The organism is Achromobacter sp. B7 (assembly GCF_003600685.1).
GTDB lineage: Bacteria > Pseudomonadota > Gammaproteobacteria > Burkholderiales > Burkholderiaceae_B > Achromobacter > Achromobacter spanius_B.
Genome location: NZ_CP032084.1, coordinates 1,699,960 through 1,716,743, shown reverse-complemented (window position 1 = coordinate 1,716,743; position 16,784 = coordinate 1,699,960). Strand labels below are relative to the sequence as shown.

At 64.9% G+C, this 16,784-nt stretch carries 17 protein-coding genes; 9 read left to right on the top strand and 8 right to left on the bottom strand.

From position 1 onward, the window contains the following. Positions 1-114 precede the first annotated feature (114 nt). Positions 115-636 carry a GNAT family N-acetyltransferase gene (locus DVB37_RS07735; RefSeq protein WP_120154515.1) on the bottom strand — a complete coding sequence of 174 codons (522 nt, stop codon included), beginning with the start codon at positions 634-636 and terminating at the stop codon, positions 115-117. 166 nt (positions 637-802) lie between these two features. Between DVB37_RS07735 and DVB37_RS07730 the strand changes: the two genes are divergently transcribed. The 3 genes from DVB37_RS07730 to DVB37_RS07720 all read left to right on the top strand — a co-directional run bounded on the left by DVB37_RS07730 (position 803) and on the right by DVB37_RS07720 (position 2,970). Beyond that, positions 803-1,162 carry a hypothetical protein gene (locus DVB37_RS07730; protein WP_120157410.1) on the top strand — a complete coding sequence of 120 codons (360 nt, stop codon included), beginning with the start codon at positions 803-805 and terminating at the stop codon, positions 1,160-1,162. 722 nt (positions 1,163-1,884) lie between these two features. Then, positions 1,885-2,166, top strand: a complete 282-nt coding sequence (locus DVB37_RS07725; RefSeq protein WP_046805520.1) for a hypothetical protein — start codon at positions 1,885-1,887, stop codon at positions 2,164-2,166. A 111-nt stretch (positions 2,167-2,277) separates the two neighbouring features. Next, a complete protein-coding gene (locus tag DVB37_RS07720; protein WP_104143242.1) occupies positions 2,278-2,970 on the top strand; it encodes a cytochrome b/b6 domain-containing protein in 693 nt (230 codons plus the stop codon). A 104-nt stretch (positions 2,971-3,074) separates the two neighbouring features. On the opposite strand, the gene DVB37_RS07715 is transcribed toward DVB37_RS07720, so the two are convergent. Both DVB37_RS07715 and purB read right to left on the bottom strand, forming a co-directional pair. Further along, positions 3,075-3,533: a cytochrome c gene (locus DVB37_RS07715; protein WP_046805522.1), complete on the bottom strand. Its 459-nt coding sequence runs from the start codon at positions 3,531-3,533 to the stop codon at positions 3,075-3,077. Between the two features lie 58 nt (positions 3,534-3,591). Further along, positions 3,592-4,968 (bottom strand): adenylosuccinate lyase, encoded by a 1,377-nt coding sequence (gene purB / locus DVB37_RS07710; protein WP_046805523.1) that lies wholly within the window; start codon positions 4,966-4,968, stop codon positions 3,592-3,594. Between the two features lie 161 nt (positions 4,969-5,129). Between purB and DVB37_RS07705 the strand changes: the two genes are divergently transcribed. After that, positions 5,130-5,741: a glutathione S-transferase gene (locus tag DVB37_RS07705; RefSeq protein ID WP_104143238.1), complete on the top strand. Its 612-nt coding sequence runs from the start codon at positions 5,130-5,132 to the stop codon at positions 5,739-5,741. Between the two features lie 121 nt (positions 5,742-5,862). Here the strand turns inward: DVB37_RS07705 and DVB37_RS07700 are convergent, their stop codons facing one another. From DVB37_RS07700 to DVB37_RS07690, 3 genes are all read right to left on the bottom strand, one after another. Continuing rightward, positions 5,863-6,684, bottom strand: coding sequence for a sulfite exporter TauE/SafE family protein (locus DVB37_RS07700; protein ID WP_046805525.1), 822 nt, complete (start codon positions 6,682-6,684; stop codon positions 5,863-5,865). Between the two features lie 106 nt (positions 6,685-6,790). Beyond that, a complete protein-coding gene (mnmA, locus tag DVB37_RS07695) occupies positions 6,791-7,909 on the bottom strand; it encodes a tRNA 2-thiouridine(34) synthase MnmA (protein WP_120154513.1) in 1,119 nt (372 codons plus the stop codon). A gap of 7 nt (positions 7,910-7,916) precedes the next feature. Then, on the bottom strand, positions 7,917-8,855 hold the full coding sequence (locus DVB37_RS07690; RefSeq protein WP_046805527.1) for a LysR substrate-binding domain-containing protein: 939 nt from the start codon (positions 8,853-8,855) through the stop codon (positions 7,917-7,919). 256 nt (positions 8,856-9,111) lie between these two features. Between DVB37_RS07690 and DVB37_RS07685 the strand changes: the two genes are divergently transcribed. From DVB37_RS07685 to DVB37_RS07665, 5 genes are all read left to right on the top strand, one after another. Beyond that, positions 9,112-10,101 (top strand): tripartite tricarboxylate transporter substrate binding protein, encoded by a 990-nt coding sequence (locus tag DVB37_RS07685; protein WP_046805528.1) that lies wholly within the window; start codon positions 9,112-9,114, stop codon positions 10,099-10,101. Positions 10,102-10,172: 71 nt separating this feature from the next. Continuing rightward, positions 10,173-11,048, top strand: coding sequence for an N-formylglutamate amidohydrolase (locus tag DVB37_RS07680; RefSeq protein WP_120154511.1), 876 nt, complete (start codon positions 10,173-10,175; stop codon positions 11,046-11,048). A gap of 416 nt (positions 11,049-11,464) precedes the next feature. After that, the gene (locus tag DVB37_RS07675; RefSeq protein WP_120154509.1) at positions 11,465-12,583 is read left to right on the top strand and encodes a Re/Si-specific NAD(P)(+) transhydrogenase subunit alpha; all 1,119 of its coding nucleotides are present in this window, start codon (positions 11,465-11,467) and stop codon (positions 12,581-12,583) included. Between the two features lie 2 nt (positions 12,584-12,585). After that, on the top strand, positions 12,586-12,909 hold the full coding sequence (locus DVB37_RS07670) for an NAD(P) transhydrogenase subunit alpha (protein WP_046805531.1): 324 nt from the start codon (positions 12,586-12,588) through the stop codon (positions 12,907-12,909). After that, entirely contained in the window at positions 12,906-14,345 is a 1,440-nt protein-coding gene (locus DVB37_RS07665; protein WP_046805532.1) for an NAD(P)(+) transhydrogenase (Re/Si-specific) subunit beta, read from the top strand. The genes DVB37_RS07670 and DVB37_RS07665 overlap by 4 nt, the downstream gene beginning before the upstream one ends. A gap of 81 nt (positions 14,346-14,426) precedes the next feature. Here DVB37_RS07665 and glcF read toward each other — a convergent pair whose 3' ends face one another. Together glcF and glcE are read right to left on the bottom strand one after the other, a co-directional pair. Further along, entirely contained in the window at positions 14,427-15,662 is a 1,236-nt protein-coding gene (gene glcF, locus DVB37_RS07660) for a glycolate oxidase subunit GlcF (RefSeq protein ID WP_046805533.1), read from the bottom strand. A gap of 3 nt (positions 15,663-15,665) precedes the next feature. Next, complete coding sequence (gene glcE / locus DVB37_RS07655) at positions 15,666-16,772, bottom strand: glycolate oxidase subunit GlcE (protein ID WP_120154507.1); 1,107 nt, start codon at positions 16,770-16,772, stop codon at positions 15,666-15,668. Between the last annotated feature and the right edge of the window lie 12 nt (positions 16,773-16,784).

Genomic DNA, 16,784 nt, shown 5'->3' with positions numbered 1-16,784 from the left:
AAGCCGACGCATGAGGCCAGATTATCCTGAAGCCCTTGCCGCGCGCCGCCCACGGGTGGAATTTGTTGCGATCGAAGCGAGTTGACACAGGGGCCGGCAAACGGACGCCGTGGCTCACCGCTGGACGGGCCGTTGCGCCAAGGGATAAGCCATCGCACAGCGGCGCGCGGGGTCAAAGCCCGCAGCGGCTTCTGCTTGCAAGCGCGCCTGCAAGCCGGACGAATACGACGGCGCCACTACGTCAAAGCCCAGCCGTCGATAAAACGGCGCATTCCAGGGCAGATGCAGGTCGGTGGTCAGCACGACGGCGCGGTAGCGGTCCGCCTGCCGAGCGTGATCCAGCACCGCCCGCATCAATGCGCGCCCAAGACCGCGCCCCTGCTCGGGCATGGCCACGGACATTTCAGCCAGGTAGAGGTCGCCATCAAGCGGCATGGCCAGCGCAAAACCACACAGCCGCTCGCCGTCCACGGCAACCCACAGCAGGCCAGCGGCCAGGGCCTGACGCAACGTGTCCAACGGCAAGGTGTCGCCGTCGGCGGCCCACGCCATGTCCGTGCCAAGAAAGCGTTGGGCGGCGGAGCGTTCGATGTCGGCCAGGCGGGTCAGGTCGCAAGAATGGGCAAGTCGAATCATGATGGCCCGGAAGTATGCATCAAAGGGATGCACGAGAAGAGAGGCACCGAAGGGAACCCGCCCCGGCGGGGCGCGCCGGGTGATGCTTCCGAGGGAAGCCGCCTTGAAGGGGCCGTAAAATGCGAAATCCCGGCCAGCCGGCCTTCGTTACGTGGTACCGCACTTCATGACTCAACCCGCCTCTTCCGCCCCTTGGGGATTCACCCTGCCCGACTGCCGCGGTGCGGCCGCGCTGCTGTATTTCATGAACGACCTGGCTCGCGTGGTGAATCAGTACCTTGGGCAGGGCCAGTTGTCGGAAGACGCCCTGGCGGCCGCCCAAAAGGCCGTGGACGCGCTGGTCCTGCGCTATGCAGACCTTGACGCGGCGCCCGAGGCGTTCAACGACGAAAGCATCGTTCTGGCCCTTGAAACCGAGCGCCAGCCCGACGGATCGATGGGCGCGCAAGTGGCGTTGCGCATGTCTCCCCGCCTTGAAGAGCTGATCATCGAGGCCCAGCGCCGGGCCCGACAGGCCGAGCACTGAGCCCGCCCCGGGGGCCTGGCCTGGCCCCCTTAAAAAACACTTGCACGGCAATAAAAGTCGCGATAATATCGACGACTAATGCATTTTCGCGCCCCATATTTCCCAGAATAAATTGGCCGAAAACATTAGACCAGGGGCTTGAACCCGGGTACCCGCCGCGAAAACCGCGCGCTACCCAGCCTCCCGGCATTGCAGTCTGATTTGCAAGAACTCCAGGTTTCCCAAAACCAATCACGAGAAAAAACGCGCAAATCGCCAGCATCCGTCCGGATACATGGCACTACCCCGCCACATCTTCACCAATCCGCCAGTCCGGCTTGGAAAGAAGCAACAAGACACGTTGCAACCAGGATCGTGATTACCCATCACATTCCAGGTCGCACAGCACCCGCCAGAGTCAACCCGCTCTGTGCGATCCCTTGAGCCCGCAGGCGCATGCACCGACATGGCAGCCCTCTGGCTCGAACCAATGTCGTCCAGGACTGACCGATGGCATTGGGCCGCAGCACCCCCGCAGTACCCCGTTACGCGCGCACGCAAAAAACATGAGAATGCGCAAACTGACGGCAACACTTATGCGTTAGTGTCATGCCTGCCCTGTCAAAACAAAACCCGGTGACAAGGCAACCGCGAGGACGCGAGGCGCTTTTGGTACGTCCGCCCTTCGCAGCATGCGCCAGACGCAGCTTTTCTAATAACTAGAACCTAAGAGAACACACACCATGAATACTCGTTTCACTACCTCGGACCTGATCCGCCGCCCGGCTCACACGACGCTGGACAACACCCCGATCCATATCGGCGACATCGTTCATCTGCAACCGGCCAATGGCCCGGCCATTCGCGCAACCGTCATCTTCAACGCGCCGATCAACGGCACGACGACTTACACGACGGAAGTCGTGGCTTGCGGCAATACCACGCAGAAGGCCCCTGGCCAGCGGATCCGTTTCCGCCACGAACACGTGCATCGCATCGAATCGGTGCGCAACGCTTCGTATTGAACCCATCGGCGCCACGCGCCGATATCGCTGACAGCTTCGCCGCGCCTGGTGCGCGGCGATTTCATTGTTGCGTGATAAAGTCGCTCGCAACGCAGCCCTGGCACGCTTACCATGCAGAACAATCGACTCGCGGTACGGATCTGGGACCTTCCCACCCGCCTCTTTCACTGGGCGCTAGTCGTCTGTATTGTCGGCGCGTTCGTCAGCGTCAAGCTGGGCGGCCTGTATATGGACTGGCACGTGCGCTTTGGCTGTACGGCGCTGGGCCTGATTATCTTCCGCCTGTTATGGGGCATCGTCGGCCCGCGCTACGCGCGCTTTGCCACGTTCGTGCGCGGCCCCGGCGCGGTGGCCAAATACCTCAAGGGCGCCGCCGCGCCCGCCGGACATAATCCGCTGGGCGCCCTGTCGGTACTGGCGCTGCTGCTGGTCATCGGCTTTCAAGCCGTCAGCGGCTTGTTCACCACCGACGACATCATGATGCAAGGGCCTTTGTTCGGTTACGTCAGCGCCGACACCGCCAGCACCCTGACGTCGTGGCACAAGCTGAACGAGTGGGTAATCATCGGCCTGATCGCGCTGCACCTGGTGGCGGTTGCCTGGTACGCGCTGGTGCGCCGCAAGCGCCTGGTGCGATCCATCATCACGGGCGATGTCGACGCCAAGGACCTGCCCGCCGGGACGCCGCCCGCACAGGACGGTTTCGCCGTGTGGTTGCGCGCACTGCTGCTGGGCGCCTGCGTGACGGGCCTGGTGCTGTGGATACGGTCACTGGAAATCATGGCCGACATGTCGTTTTCGTAATCCGCCACGCACGAACGCAGCGCCCGGAAAAACAAAAAGCCCCTCGATGCATCGAAGGGCTTTTTGCTTGGAAAGTATCGATGCCGTCGCCAGACGGCAGCGCCTTACTTCTTCTTGCGGTACGAGTCGTGGCAAGCCTTGCAGCTGGCGCCCACATCGCCGAAGGCCGCACGCAGCTTGTCCAGGTCGCCGGAATCAGCAGCTGCCGATAACTTGACGATATTGTCCTGGAAGGCTTGTTGCTTTTGCTTGAAGCCGGCAGCGTCGCTCCAGATTTCGGGGCGAGCATCACCGCCTTCCGTTCCCGGCCCGAAAGCCGTCCACGGCAACGCCGACAAGGTCTTGAGCACTTCGACGTTGGCCTTGATCTGCGCGGCGTCGTAAGGCGCCTGACCCTTGACCACCGGCGTCATGCGACCAAAGTGCGAGGCCATCAGCGTCAACGCCGATTGGCGGTACTTGACCGCGTCTTCGGGCTTGGCGAACTGTGCCGAGGCGGTCGTCGCGAGCAACGGCGCCACGGTCATACAGGCCAACGCGACTAGCGTGGACAACTTTTGCATTGCAATCTCCCGTAAGAACAACAAGAATGCCGCGCGCATGACGCGCGCGGCATGGCGACTATACCGCCCGGGCCAGCTCGGCGGCCAGTCCGATGTACGAACGGGGGGTCATTGCCAACAGGCGGGCCTTGGGTTCTTCCGGCAACGCCAGGCCCTGGATGAATTCGCGCAGCGCTTCTTCGGTAATGCCCTTGCCGCGCGTCAATGCCTTGAGTTGTTCGTAAGGCTGCGGCAGACCGTAGCGGCGCATCACCGTTTGCACCGGCTCGGCCAGCACTTCCCAGCAAGCATCGATGTCGGCGTCGATGGCTGCCGTGTTCACTTCCAGCTTGCCCAGGCCGCGCATGCAGGCGTCCCACGCCACCAGGCAATAGCCCAGGCCCACGCCCAGGTTGCGCAGCACGGTGGAGTCGGTCAGGTCGCGCTGCCAGCGCGAGATTGGCAGCTTGTCGGCCAGGTGGCGCAGCACGGCATTGGCCAGGCCCAGGTTGCCTTCGGAGTTTTCGAAGTCGATCGGGTTGACCTTGTGCGGCATGGTCGACGAACCGACCTCGCCTTCCTTCAGGCGCTGCTTGAAGTAGCCCAACGCCACATAACCCCAGACGTCGCGGTCCAGATCCAGCACGATGATGTTGGCGCGGGTGATGGCGTCGAACAGGGCCGACATCCAGTCGTGCGGTTCGATCTGGATGGTATGGCGGTTCTGGGTCAGGCCCAGGCCGGCCAGCACGCGCTGGCTGAAGGCGGGCCAATCGATTTCCGGGTAGGCCGACAGGTGGGCGTTGTAGTTGCCGGTGGCGCCGTTCAGCTTGGCCAGCGGTTCAACGGCTTCGACAGCGGCAATGGCGCGATTCAGGCGCGCGGCCACGTTGGCAAACTCCTTGCCCAGCGTGGTGGGGCTGGCCGGCTGGCCGTGCGTACGCGACAGCATCGGCTGGTCGGCTTGCGCCACGGCCATGTCGTTCAGCTTGGCGGCCAGTTCGCGCAGGCGCGGCACCACCACCTGATCGCGGGCGCGCGACAGCATCAACGCGTGCGAGGTGTTGTTGATATCTTCCGAGGTGCAGGCGAAGTGGATGAATTCGGCGGCGCGCGCCAACTCGGCGTCGTCGGCCACTTTTTCCTTCAGCCAGTACTCAACGGCCTTCACGTCATGGTTGGTGACGCGTTCGATGTCCTTGATGCGGCCGGCATCGGCTTCCGAAAAATCCTGCACCAGCTGTTGCAGGCGCTGGCGGGCGGCCTGCGAAAAGGCGGGCAGCTCGGGCAGGCCGGCGTCGGACAGGGCGACCAGCCAGGCCACCTCGACTTCGACGCGATGCGCCATGAAGCCGGCTTCGGACAGCAGGCCGCGCAGCGCGTCGCTCCGGGAAGCGTAACGGCCATCCAATGGCGAAAGGGCATTAAGTTGGCTCAACTGGTCGGCGATTTGCATGGTCTGAAGAAGAAATGGCTACGGATGGGAAAACCCGGCGATTTTATCATCCAGGGGCGTGCAACATTGTGGCAAACTGGCGAAGATTCCGGCCAACGGACGGCTTGACCGTCATACGGCCTGCTATACTTCGGCCGCTTTTCGACTCCGCTTGTGACTCCATGAAACTGATCGGCTCGCTTACCAGTCCATACGTACGCAAAGTGCGTATCGTCATGGCCGAGAAAAAGCTGGACTACCGGCTTGAACTCGAAAACGTCTGGTCCGCCGACACGCAGATCCAAACGTACAACCCGCTGGGCAAAGTGCCCTGCCTGGTCATGGAAGATGGCGGCGCGCTGTTTGATTCGCGCGTCATCGTCGAGTACGTGGACACCTTGTCGCCCGTTGCCCGCCTGATTCCGCAACAGGGGCGTGACCGTGCCGCCGTCAAGTGCTGGGAGGCCATCGCCGATGGCGTCCTGGACGCCTGTGTCGCCATCGTCAAGGAAAACCAGCGCCCCGAGGCCCAGCGCAGCCCGGAATGGATCGAACGCCAATACGGCAAGATCCACGCCAGCCTGGACGCCATGAACAAAAGCCTGGGTGACAACGCCCACTGCATGGGCATCAACTACAGCTTGGCCGACATCGCCGTCGGCTGCGCGCTGGGCTACCTGGACTTGCGCTTCGCCGCGCTGGACTGGCGCGCCAACCACCTGAACCTGGCGCGCCTGCACGACAAGCTGGCGCAGCGGCAGTCATTTATCGACACCGCGCCCAAGACCGCCTGAGCGGTTCCCCGCCTGCCCGTTTTACACGGGTGCTTGATGACCGGCCACCTTGTGTGGCCGGTTTGCATTGCGCGGGCGTCAGACTTGCCGGCGCGGCGGCCAGGGCCGCCGCCGAACTGCCTTATTGCGCCGCGAACGTCTGCCAGGCCTTGAACAGCATGTACGCCGCCAAGGCGAAAAGCAGGCATGCGAACACGCGCTTCAAGGTCTGCACCGGCAGGCGGTGCGCCATCCGCGCGCCCAGCGGCGCGGTCAATACGCTGGTGCACACCAGCGCCAGCAACGCGGGCCAATAGATGTAGCCCAGCATGCCGGGGCGCGTCGCCCCTTCATTCAGGCCCGACACCACGTAACCCACGCTGTTGGCCAGCGCAATGGGAAAACCCAGCGCGGCCGACGTGGACACGGCGTTGTGCAAGGCCACGTTGCACCAGACCATGAACGGGACCGACAGAAATCCGCCGCCCGCGCCGACCAGCCCGGACAGGAAACCGATGCCCGCCCCCGCCGCGCTGGTGCCCACCACGCCGGGCATCTGCCGAGCCGGTTTGGGCTTCTTGTTGCGCAGCATGCTCCAGCCGGAATAACCGACGAACAGCGCAAAGAACAGCGACAGCCACAGCGTGTTCAGGGCCGCGAACACCGCTCCGCCCGATATCAGCCCGCCGATGATGATGCCCGGCGCCATCGCCCACACGATGTTCCATTTGATCGTGCCGCGCTGCTGGTGCGCCCGCACGCTGGAGATCGACGTGAACAGGATGGACGTCATTGACGTTGCGATGGCGGCGTGCACCACCAGTTCGGGCGGCATGCCCTGCCAAGAGAACAACATGGTCAGCAGCGGCACCAGCAGCATCCCGCCACCGATTCCCAGCAGCCCCGCCGCAAAGCCGGCCACCGCGCCCAGCACCAGCAGGCAAATCACCATCGAAACATCCACAACCCTCTCCTCTCGTTTTGATTTCTCAGGTTCATGAACAAGGCCCCGCGGGCGACGCGCCCACGGGGCCTTGCTTGATCGCGCATGTGCCGGTGCGGCGTGTGCGCTACAGGATAATGCCACCGCCCAGGCAAACCTCGCCATCGTAAAGCACGGCCGACTGGCCCGGCGTGACGGCCCATTGCGGGTCGGTGAAGTCCAGCGCAAACGTATCGCCTTCAGCCCGATCCAGACGGCAGGCTGCATCCGCCTGGCGGTAACGCGTCTTGGCGCCGTAGCCGGCAAGCGCGGGCGGATGGCCCGCCACCCAGCTGGCGTCCTGGGCCTGCAACTGGCCGGACAGCAGCCAGGGATGGTCATGCCCCTGCACCACGTACAGGATGTTGCGTTCCAGGTCCTTGCGCGCCACGTACCAGGCCTCGGCCGTGCCGTCCTCGCGCTGGCGGCCCTTCACGCCGCCCACGCCCAGGCCCTTGCGCTGGCCCAGCGTGTAGAAGGACAGCCCCTCGTGGCGGCCCACCTGCTGGCCTTCCGGCGTCAGGATCGGGCCCGGCTCGGTCGGCAGGTAGCGGTTCAGGAATTCGCGAAACGGGCGCTCGCCAATGAAGCAGATGCCGGTGGAATCCTTCTTGGCGGCGTTGTGCAGCCCGATCTCGTGGGCGATGCGGCGCACTTCGGTCTTGTGGATTTCGCCCAGGGGGAACAGCGTGCGCGACAGTTGCGCCTGGTTCAGCCGGTGCAGGAAGTAGCTTTGATCCTTGGACGCGTCCAGGGCCTTGAGCAACTGGAACTGCGTGCCGCCCGCCTCGGCCGGCACTTCGCGCACCCGGGCGTAGTGACCCGTGGCGATGTGCTCGGCGCCCAGCGCCATGGCGTGGTCGAGAAATGCCTTGAACTTGATTTCGGCATTGCACAGCACGTCGGGGTTGGGGGTGCGGCCGGCGGAATATTCGCGCAGGAATTCGGCGAACACGCGGTCTTTGTATTCGGCGGCGAAGTTGACGAACTCGAAGTCCACGCCAACCAGGTCCGCGACGCTGGCGGCGTCCAGCAAGTCCTGGCGGGTAGAGCAGTATTCGGAATCGTCGTCGTCTTCCCAGTTCTTCATGAACAGGCCGACGACTTCATAGCCTTGTTGCTTGAGCAACCATGCGGTGACCGAAGAATCGACCCCGCCCGACATGCCCACGACAACGCGGCCTTTCTTGGTGGATATTTGACTCATGATGCGGCTATTTTAGTTCGGACGCGGCTTCGGGCGCCGGCTCGGCGTTGGGCTGCGGCTCTGCTGCCCGGGACACTTCCATCAGCCAGGCGCGAAACGCCTGCAAGGTCGGCAGGTTGGCCTTCTGCTCGGGGTAACACAGGTAATAGCCCATGCGCGCGCGGATCGGCAGTTTGATGGCCACGGCCAGCTTGCCGTCGCGCAACTCGTCTTCGATCAGGCAACGCGGAATCAGCGCCACGCCGAAACCGGCGGCGGCGGCCTGCGACAACAGCGCGTACTGGTCAAAGCGCGCGCCTTCCAGGCTGCGACGGCTGTCACAGCCGGCTTGCTCGAACCAATCGCGCCAACCCTCCAGCGCCGACGTATGGTGCAGCAGCGGATACGCCAGCAGAGCCTCGGGCGATGGACAGCCGCCCGGAATCAGGCGCGGGCTGCACACGGGCACGATGTCGCGGCCCACGATGTAGTCGGCGCCACTGCCCGGCCAGATGCCTTCGCCGAATCGCACGGCGGCATCCAGTTCAGGCGTGGAAAAATCGTAGCCCTGGCGGTGCGGCAGGAATTCAACGTGGATGTCGGGGCGCAAGCGCATGAAAGCCGTCAGGCGCGGGATCAACCAGCGCGCGCCAAACGTGGGCATACAGGTCAGGTTCAACGTGCCGCCCTGCCCTTGATGCGCAATCAGCTCGACGGTGGCCGCTTCGATCTGGCCCAAGCCCGCCTGAACCTTGGTCAGATAACTGCGGCCGGCCTCGGTCAGCACCAGGCCTTGCCTGATGCGCAGGAATAGTTCAACGCCTACGAACTCTTCCAGATGTTTCACCTGTTTACTGACGGCGCCTTGCGTGACGCACAATTCCTGAGCCGCCCGCGTAAAGCTGCTGTGCCGCGCGGCAACTTCAAATGCTTGAAGATCCGTTAAAGAGGGACAGAAACGTCGCATGATTCGCCCCCACGTCGCGTGGGGCTCCCGCCCCGGCGGGGCTTGATCGGGGATGTTTCCCCGGCCTCGATCGCGTGTGCCAAGTGCGGAAAAGTTACACAAAAGTAACGCCCGAATCGTGTCGGCAAACGGGAGGCATGAAAAAAAGTCATAGCTTACGGAGAAACTTTCGTTTGCGCAAACCGCCCCGCCAGGAAAGAATCGTTGCGTTTGCGACTGCCTTTGCGCATTCGCTTTCCATTTATTAGGGGAATCCATGCAACGCCGTAACGTAGTACTGGGCCTGTGTGTCGCCGCCGCGACCCTGGCCATGCCGCTGACCTCGGGTATCGCGCACGCTGAAGACGCGTATCCCAGCAAGCCCATCCGCCTGATCGTTCCCTTCCCGCCCGGAGGCACCACCGACATCGTCGGCCGCCTGTTCGCGGACAAGCTGGGCAAGGAACTGGGCCAGACCGTCGTGGTGGAAAACCGCGGTGGCGCGGGCGGCTCGATCGGCAGCGCATTCGTTGCCAGCAGCGCACCGGACGGCTACGTCCTGGGCATCGCCACGGTCAGCACGCACGGCATCAACCCGGCCATCTACCCGAACCTGCCGTTCGATGGCGAGAAGGACTTCACGCCCATCTCGAACCTGGCCGCCGTGCCGAACATCATGACGATCAACCCCAAGGTTGACGCCAAGAACATCGCCGACTTCATCAAGCTGGCCAAGAGCCAGCCGGGCAAGCTGACGTACGCGTCGGCCGGCAACGGTTCGGTTTCGCACATGATGGGCGAACTGTTCAAGATGGCCTCGGGCACCGACCTGATGCACGTTCCGTACCGTGGCGTGGGCCCGGCGCTGAACGACGCGCTGGCCGGCCAGGTCGACGTCATGTATGACAACCTGCCGTCCACCCTGCCGCACGTGCAGTCCGGCCGCCTGATCGCCATGGCCGTGGCCTCGCCCAAGCGCGTGGCCAGCCTGCCCAACGTGCCCACGTTCGCCGAAGCCGGCCTGCCGGCTGTGAACGACGCGTCGTGGTTTGGCCTGGTTGCCCCGGCCAAGCTGCCGGAACCCATCCTGGCCAAGCTGAACGCCGCCGTGCAGAAGGTTAGCGCCGACGCCGACGTGAAGTCGCGCCTGGAAGCCCTGGGCGCCGAACCCGCCGCCAACAGCTCGGCCGACTTCGGCAAGCAGATCGCCGCTGAAATCGCCAAGAACAAGCGCATCGCCAAAGAAGCCAACGTGAAGATCGACTAAGCGATCTTCGGCCCGCGCCGCGCCATCACGGGCAGCGCGGGCCTTTCGAATCACGAACGCAACACCTCTATATGCGAATTACCCAACCCCTGTCTTACCGGCTCGACCTTCCGCAGCAATATCCCGATTCGGAGCCCTCGGCCCCGCTCGTGCTGGACTCTCCGCACAGCGGCACCGCCTACCCTCCCGACTTCGCCGCCGCGGTGGACTTTGGCGCGCTGCGCACTGCCGAGGACACCTGGGTTGACGACCTGTGGGGCGACGCGCTCGACATGGGCGTGCCGATGGTAGCCGCCGCGTTTCCGCGCGCCTACATCGACGCCAACCGCGCGGCCGACGAGATCGATGAATTGCTGCTGGACCAAGCCTGGCCGGATGCCGTCAACGCATCGCCCAAGGTCAAGCTGGGCAAGGGCCTGATCTGGCGCATGCTGGACGACGGCACGCCGCTGTACAACCGCAAGCTGACGGTGGAAGAAGTCCGCCACCGCATCAACGCCTGCTGGAAGCCGTACCATGCCGCGCTCGGCCAGGTGCTGGATGCCGCCCACAAGAAGTTCGGCAAGGTCTGGCATATCAATTGCCACTCCATGCCCAGCGTGGCCGGCGCCTTCGCCACCGACCGCCCCGGCCTGGTCCACCCCGACTTCGTGCTGGGTGACCGCGACGGCAGCACCAGCGACCCGGCGTTCCGCGAGTTCATCGCGGCATGGCTGCGCGAGCGTGGCTATAACGTCACGGTCAACGACCCGTACAAGGGTGTCGAACTGGTCCGCGCTTTTGGCCGCCCCCAGGAAGGCCGCCACAGCTTGCAGATCGAAATCAACCGCAAGCTGTACATGGACGAAGTGACGCTGCGTCCGACCGAAAACTATGGCCGCCTGAAGGCCGATCTGCGCGACCTGACCGCCGCGCTGATCAACTGGACTCGCGCGCAAACGGCCTGACGCCGGACGTTTACGCGCAAGTGCCGGCCAGCGGCGTGGTAAGACTGGCCGGAGCAAGTGGGTTGCAAAACCCGGAGCCCCATGGTTCGCCATGGGGCTTTTTTTCGTCCGGCAAATGCCGTAGCCCAAAGAACCTGCCCACCCCCAAGGCGGGCCAGCCCCCTTGGGGGCAGCAAGCGAATGCAATGAGCGCACCGTAGGGGCAACGGCCCACCGCCGGGCCGCCCCAAGGCGGGCCAGCCCCCTCGGGGGGCAGCCAGCGAATGCAATGAGCGCAGCGTGGGGGCAACGGCCCGCCGCCGGGCCGCCCCAAGGCGGGCCAGCCCCCTTGGGGGGCAGCGCGCGAATGCAATGAGCGCGCGTGGGGGCAACATTAACGTGTATAACTACGGCGAACCTTCTGAGGAGAGGCGTCGATGCACATCGGGATACCCAAAGAGACCCGAGACGGGGAAACCCGTGTCGCAGCAACACCGGAGACCGTCAAGAAGTACGTAGGCGGCAAACACACCGTTGTCGTGGAGCGCGGGGCCGGCGTCGCCGCCCGTTATCTTGACGACGCCTACGAGGCCGCGGGAGCCACGCTAGGCTCTGCCCAGGATGCCCTGGGCGCGGACCTGGTCATGAAGGTTCGCGCCCCCTCCGCCGATGAAGTGCCCCACATGAAGCGCGGGGCCGTCATCATCGGCATGCTGGACCCGTTCGACGCCGAAGGCATCGAACAGATGGCCGCCGCCGGCCTGACCGGCTTTGCCCTGGAAGCCGCGCCCCGCATCACGCGCGCGCAAAGCCTGGATGTGCTGTCTTCCCAAGCCAACCTGGCCGGCTACAAAGCCGTGCTGCTGGCCGCCCACCACTACGGCCGGCTGATCCCCATGATGATGACCGCCGCCGGCACCCTCAAGGCCGCGCGCGCCGTGGTGCTGGGCACCGGCGTGGCCGGCCTTCAGGCCATTGCCACCGCCAAGCGCCTGGGCGCGGTCGTCGAGGCGTCCGACGTGCGCCCCGCCGCAAGGGAACAGGTCGAATCCCTGGGCGCCAAGTTCATCGACGTGCCCTTCGAAACCGACGAAGAACGCGAAATCGCCGAAGGCAAAGGCGGCTACGCGCGCGCCATGCCACCCGGATGGATGGCGCGGCAGGCAGCGTTGGTGTCCGAACGCTGCAAGCAGGCCGACATCGTCATCACCACCGCGCTGATCCCCGGCCGCCCCGCCCCCACGCTGGTGTCGGCCGACACTGTCGCGGCCATGCGACCCGGCTCCGTGTTGGTGGACCTGGCGGTCGAACGCGGTGGCAACTGCCCCCTGTCCGAACGCGGCAAGATCGTGGAAAAACACGGCGTGACGATCGTCGGCCTGACCAACCTGCCCGGCCTGGTCGCCACCGACGCGTCCGCGCTCTATGCGCGCAACGTCATGGACTTCCTGAAGCTCATCATCAATGCGGACGGCGCGCTGGCGATCCAGCGCGACGATGAAATCGTGGCGGCCTGCCTGGTGTGCGAAGGCGGCAATGTGATGCAAAGGACCTGAACATGGAAGCGATCAACCCCACCCTGATGAATCTCATCATCTTCGTGCTGGCCATCTATGTCGGCTACCACGTTGTGTGGAACGTCACGCCCGCCTTGCACACGCCGTTGATGGCGGTGACCAACGCCATCTCCGCCATCATCATCGTGGGCGCCATGCTGGCGGCCGCGCTGACCGAAGGCGGCCTGGCGCGCGGCATGGGCGTGTTCGCCGTGGCGCTGGCGGCCGTGAACGTGTTCGGTGGCTTTCTTGTCACGCGGCGCATGCTGGAAATGTTCAAGAAAAAGGATCGCAAGCCTGGCCCGGGCAAGGAGGAAGCGAAATGATCTCGCTTAACCTCGTCACCCTGCTCTACCTGATTGCCTCGGTCTGCTTCATCCAGGCGCTCAAGGGGCTGTCGCATCCGACCACGTCCCGGCTGGGCAACGCCTTCGGCATGGCCGGCATGGCCATCGCCGTGCTGACCACGGCAGCGCTCATCATCGGGCTGGCGCGCGAAGGCACCGCCACCATCGGCCTGGGGTGGGTCCTGCTGGGCCTGCTGGTGGGCGGTTCCATCGGCACCTTGATGGCCCGCCGCGTCGAGATGACGAAGATGCCCGAACTGGTCGCCTTCATGCACAGCATGATCGGCCTGGCGGCGGTCGCCATTGCGGTTGCCGTCGTCGCCGAGCCGCACGCCTTCGGCATCGTGCCGGCCGGCATGCTGATTCCCACGGGCAACCGCTTCGAGCTGTTCATCGGCACCTTCGTGGGCGCCATCACGTTCTCGGGCTCGGTCATCGCGTTCGGCAAGCTGTCGGGCAAGTACAAGTTCCGGCTGTTCCAAGGCGCGCCCGTCGTGTTCCCCGGCCAACACATGCTGAATCTGGCGCTGGCGTTGGTGATGCTGGGCTGCGGCCTGTGGTTCATGCTGACGCAGGAATGGACGCCCTTCATCATCATGACGCTGGTGGCCTTCGTGCTGGGCGTGCTGATCATCATCCCGATCGGCGGCGCGGACATGCCGGTGGTGGTGTCGATGCTGAACAGCTATTCCGGTTGGGCGGCGGCGGGCATCGGCTTTTCGCTGAACAACCCGATGCTGATCATCGCCGGCTCGCTGGTCGGCTCGTCCGGCGCCATCCTGTCCTACATCATGTGCAAGGCGATGAACCGGTCGTTCTTCAACGTGATTCTGGGCGGGTTCGGCGGGCAGGCGGGCAGCGCGGCGGATGCGGGCGCGGCGCAGCAGCGCAGCGTCAAGTCGGGCAGCGCCGACGATGCGGCATTCCTGATGACCAACGCCGAAAGCGTGACGATCGTGCCGGGCTACGGCCTGGCGGTGGCGCGCGCGCAGCATGCGCTGAAAGAACTGGCCACCAAGCTCACGGAACGCGGCGTGACGGTCAAGTACGCCATCCACCCGGTGGCGGGCCGCATGCCGGGCCACATGAACGTGCTGTTGGCCGAAGCCGAAGTGCCCTACGACCAGGTCTTCGAAATGGACGACATCAACAGCGAGTTCGCGCAGACCGACGTCGTGCTGGTGCTGGGCGCGAACGACGTGGTCAACCCCGCCGCCAAGAACGATCCGAAGTCGCCCATTGCCGGCATGCCGATCCTGGAAGCCTACAAGGCGCGCACCGTGATCGTGAACAAGCGTTCGATGGCATCCGGCTACGCCGGGCTGGACAACGAATTGTTCTACATGGACCGCACGATGATGGTCTTCGGCGATGCCAAGAAGGTGCTTGAGGATATGGTGAAGGCGGTCGAATAAACCGCGCCATGCAACGAACGCCTGGCGACAGGCGTTCGTTGCGCGCCTTCATCCGAGCTTCGGACCGGCGCCTTTCTGTACCTACGCCGCCGCCGTCTGGCGCAGCTGTTCGTCCACCACTTCCACCCAATGCCGCACCGGCGTGTCGGTGCCGCTTTGCAGATGGCCAATGCAGCCGATGTTGGCCGACAGGATCACGTCGGGCCCGCCTGCGGCAATGGCCGTCAGTTTGCGGTCGCGCAGCTGCAACGCGATATCCGGATGCAGCACCGAGTACGCACCCGCCGAGCCGCAGCACAGGTGCTTGTCGGCAAACGGCTGCAAATCGAAACCCAGATCCACCAGCAACTGCTCGGACAGCGGCCGCAGGCCCTGCCAATGCTGCAAGGTGCAGGGCGGGTGATACGCGGCCCGCGCGCCGCCGGGCAAACGCGCACGCAGCTGGGCTGCATGCGGGGCGACAATTTCGGCCACGTCCTTGACGCGCGCAACGATATCCGCGGCCTTCTGCGCGTAGGCAGGATCATGCTTCAAATGATGCGCATATTCCTTGACCATCGCGCCGCAGCCGGAAGCGTTCATGACGATGGCCTCCACCGCCCCACCCTGTATCAGCGGCCACCACGCGTCCACATTGGCGCGCATCTGCGCCAACGCGGCGTCTTGCGCGTCCAGATGAAAACTGACCGCGCCACAACACCCCGCACCTGGGGCCAGCCGCGCGCCGATACCCACCGCATCCAGCACGCGGATGGTGGCGGCGTCGATGGTGGGCATCATGGCCGGCTGCACGCAGCCGGTCAGCATCAGCACCTGGCGTGCATGCCCTGACACAACGGGCAAGGCGCCCGCATCGCGGCGCTCGGGCACCTTGCGCTTGAGCGCCTCGGGCAGCATGGCGCGCATCGCCTGCCCCGCTTTCATCGCGGGCGCGAACATGGGCGACAACATCGCACGACGCAGCAGGTTGCGCTTGGTCTTGTCGGCCCATGAACGCGGCACGCGTTCGTCCACGATCTTGCGCCCGATGTCGATCAGGTGCCCGTACTGAACGCCCGACGGGCACGTGGTTTCGCAATTGCGGCAGGTCAGGCAACGGTCCAGGTGTTGTTGCGTGGACTGCGTGGGCTCGGCGCCTTCCAGCACCTGCTTGATCAGATAGATACGCCCGCGCGGGCTGTCCAGCTCGTCGCCCAGCACTTGATACGTGGGACAGGTGGCAGTGCAGAAACCGCAATGCACGCAGCGCCGCAAGATGGCGTCGGCTTCGTTGCCCAAGTCGGTATCGCGGGCCCAGGATGCCAGGTTGGTTTGCATGCGCTATAGCTCCAGAACCAGGCGGCCGGGGTTGAACAGGCTGGCCGGGTCAAGCTCCTGCTTGAGCCGGCGCGTGATCGCCGCGACGCCGGGCGCCAGCGGATGAAATACCCCGTCGACCGGTGGCTTGCTGTTGCCGGGGCGGAACAAGGTGGCGTGCCCGCCCAGCCGCGCGGCGATTTCGCGAAGCTCGGTGGCGTCACGTTGGCCGGACAGCCAACGCTGGCCGCCCCCCCACTCGATCAATGTGGGCCCCAGGCCCAACGCAGCGGCGGTGGGCGGCAGCGCAAGGCGCCACAAAGGCCGGCCGGGGTGAAAAAACGGGTGCGTCTGCTCGCGCAACGAGCGCCACCACACCAGCGCGGCATCCGGCAACAGCGCGTCCCCGCCGATGACGTGGCGCGCGCTGGCCAACGCCGGCGGCGCGCCTGACAGCCGCACGTGCATAAGCCCTTCGCCCCCGTCATCGTCACCCGTCCAGCTGGTGGCGGAAATGGGCAACGGCTTGCCGCGCCACAACGCAAAGCTTGCCAACGCCTGCGCCTGCGTGGCGGGAAGTACCAACGTCAGTTCTTCCATGGGTCGCGGCACCACCTTCATCGACACATCAAGAATCGCGCCGAAGATGCCGTGCGACCCCGCCAACAAGCGCGACACGTCGTACCCGGCCACGTTCTTCATGACTTCGCCGCCGAACGACAGCATGCGCCCTTCCGAGTCCAGCAGCCGGGTGCCCAGGACGAAGTCGCGCAATGCGCCGGCGCTCATGCGGCGCGGCCCGGACAGCCCCGCCGCCACGCAACCGCCCACGGTTGCCGATGCCGCGAAGTGCGGCGGTTCAAACGCCAGCATCTGCCCGTTCTCGGCCAACACCGCTTCAAGCTCGGTCAACGGCGTACCGGCGCGTACGGTCACCACCAGCTCGGACGGGTGATAGCTGACGATGCCGCGATACGGCGTCATGTCGAGCAGGCAGTGGCCGTCTTGCGGCGTGACCGGGCGATAGTTGCCGTAGAACGCCTTGCTGCCGCCGCCCATGACAAACAACGGCTTGTGGCCGGCACGAGCCGTCATGACCTGGTCGCACAATTCCGACAGGACAAAATCCATAGGGGATGCGTC

Coding starts and splice junctions, on each gene's coding strand:
- DVB37_RS07670 (WP_046805531.1), top strand. CDS start 12,586: ATGGAAGCGATCAACCCCACCCTGATGAATCTCATCATCTTCGTGCTG.
- DVB37_RS07690 (WP_046805527.1), bottom strand. CDS start 8,855: ATGCGACGTTTCTGTCCCTCTTTAACGGATCTTCAAGCATTTGAAGTT.
- DVB37_RS07715 (WP_046805522.1), bottom strand. CDS start 3,533: ATGCAAAAGTTGTCCACGCTAGTCGCGTTGGCCTGTATGACCGTGGCG.
- glcF (WP_046805533.1), bottom strand. CDS start 15,662: ATGCAAACCAACCTGGCATCCTGGGCCCGCGATACCGACTTGGGCAAC.
- DVB37_RS07685 (WP_046805528.1), top strand. CDS start 9,112: ATGCAACGCCGTAACGTAGTACTGGGCCTGTGTGTCGCCGCCGCGACC.
- purB (WP_046805523.1), bottom strand. CDS start 4,968: ATGCAAATCGCCGACCAGTTGAGCCAACTTAATGCCCTTTCGCCATTG.
- DVB37_RS07720 (WP_104143242.1), top strand. CDS start 2,278: ATGCAGAACAATCGACTCGCGGTACGGATCTGGGACCTTCCCACCCGC.
- DVB37_RS07735 (WP_120154515.1), bottom strand. CDS start 636: ATGATTCGACTTGCCCATTCTTGCGACCTGACCCGCCTGGCCGACATC.
- glcE (WP_120154507.1), bottom strand. CDS start 16,772: ATGGATTTTGTCCTGTCGGAATTGTGCGACCAGGTCATGACGGCTCGT.
- DVB37_RS07675 (WP_120154509.1), top strand. CDS start 11,465: ATGCACATCGGGATACCCAAAGAGACCCGAGACGGGGAAACCCGTGTC.
- DVB37_RS07730 (WP_120157410.1), top strand. CDS start 803: ATGACTCAACCCGCCTCTTCCGCCCCTTGGGGATTCACCCTGCCCGAC.
- DVB37_RS07705 (WP_104143238.1), top strand. CDS start 5,130: ATGAAACTGATCGGCTCGCTTACCAGTCCATACGTACGCAAAGTGCGT.
- DVB37_RS07665 (WP_046805532.1), top strand. CDS start 12,906: ATGATCTCGCTTAACCTCGTCACCCTGCTCTACCTGATTGCCTCGGTC.
- DVB37_RS07725 (WP_046805520.1), top strand. CDS start 1,885: ATGAATACTCGTTTCACTACCTCGGACCTGATCCGCCGCCCGGCTCAC.
- mnmA (WP_120154513.1), bottom strand. CDS start 7,909: ATGAGTCAAATATCCACCAAGAAAGGCCGCGTTGTCGTGGGCATGTCG.
- DVB37_RS07680 (WP_120154511.1), top strand. CDS start 10,173: ATGCGAATTACCCAACCCCTGTCTTACCGGCTCGACCTTCCGCAGCAA.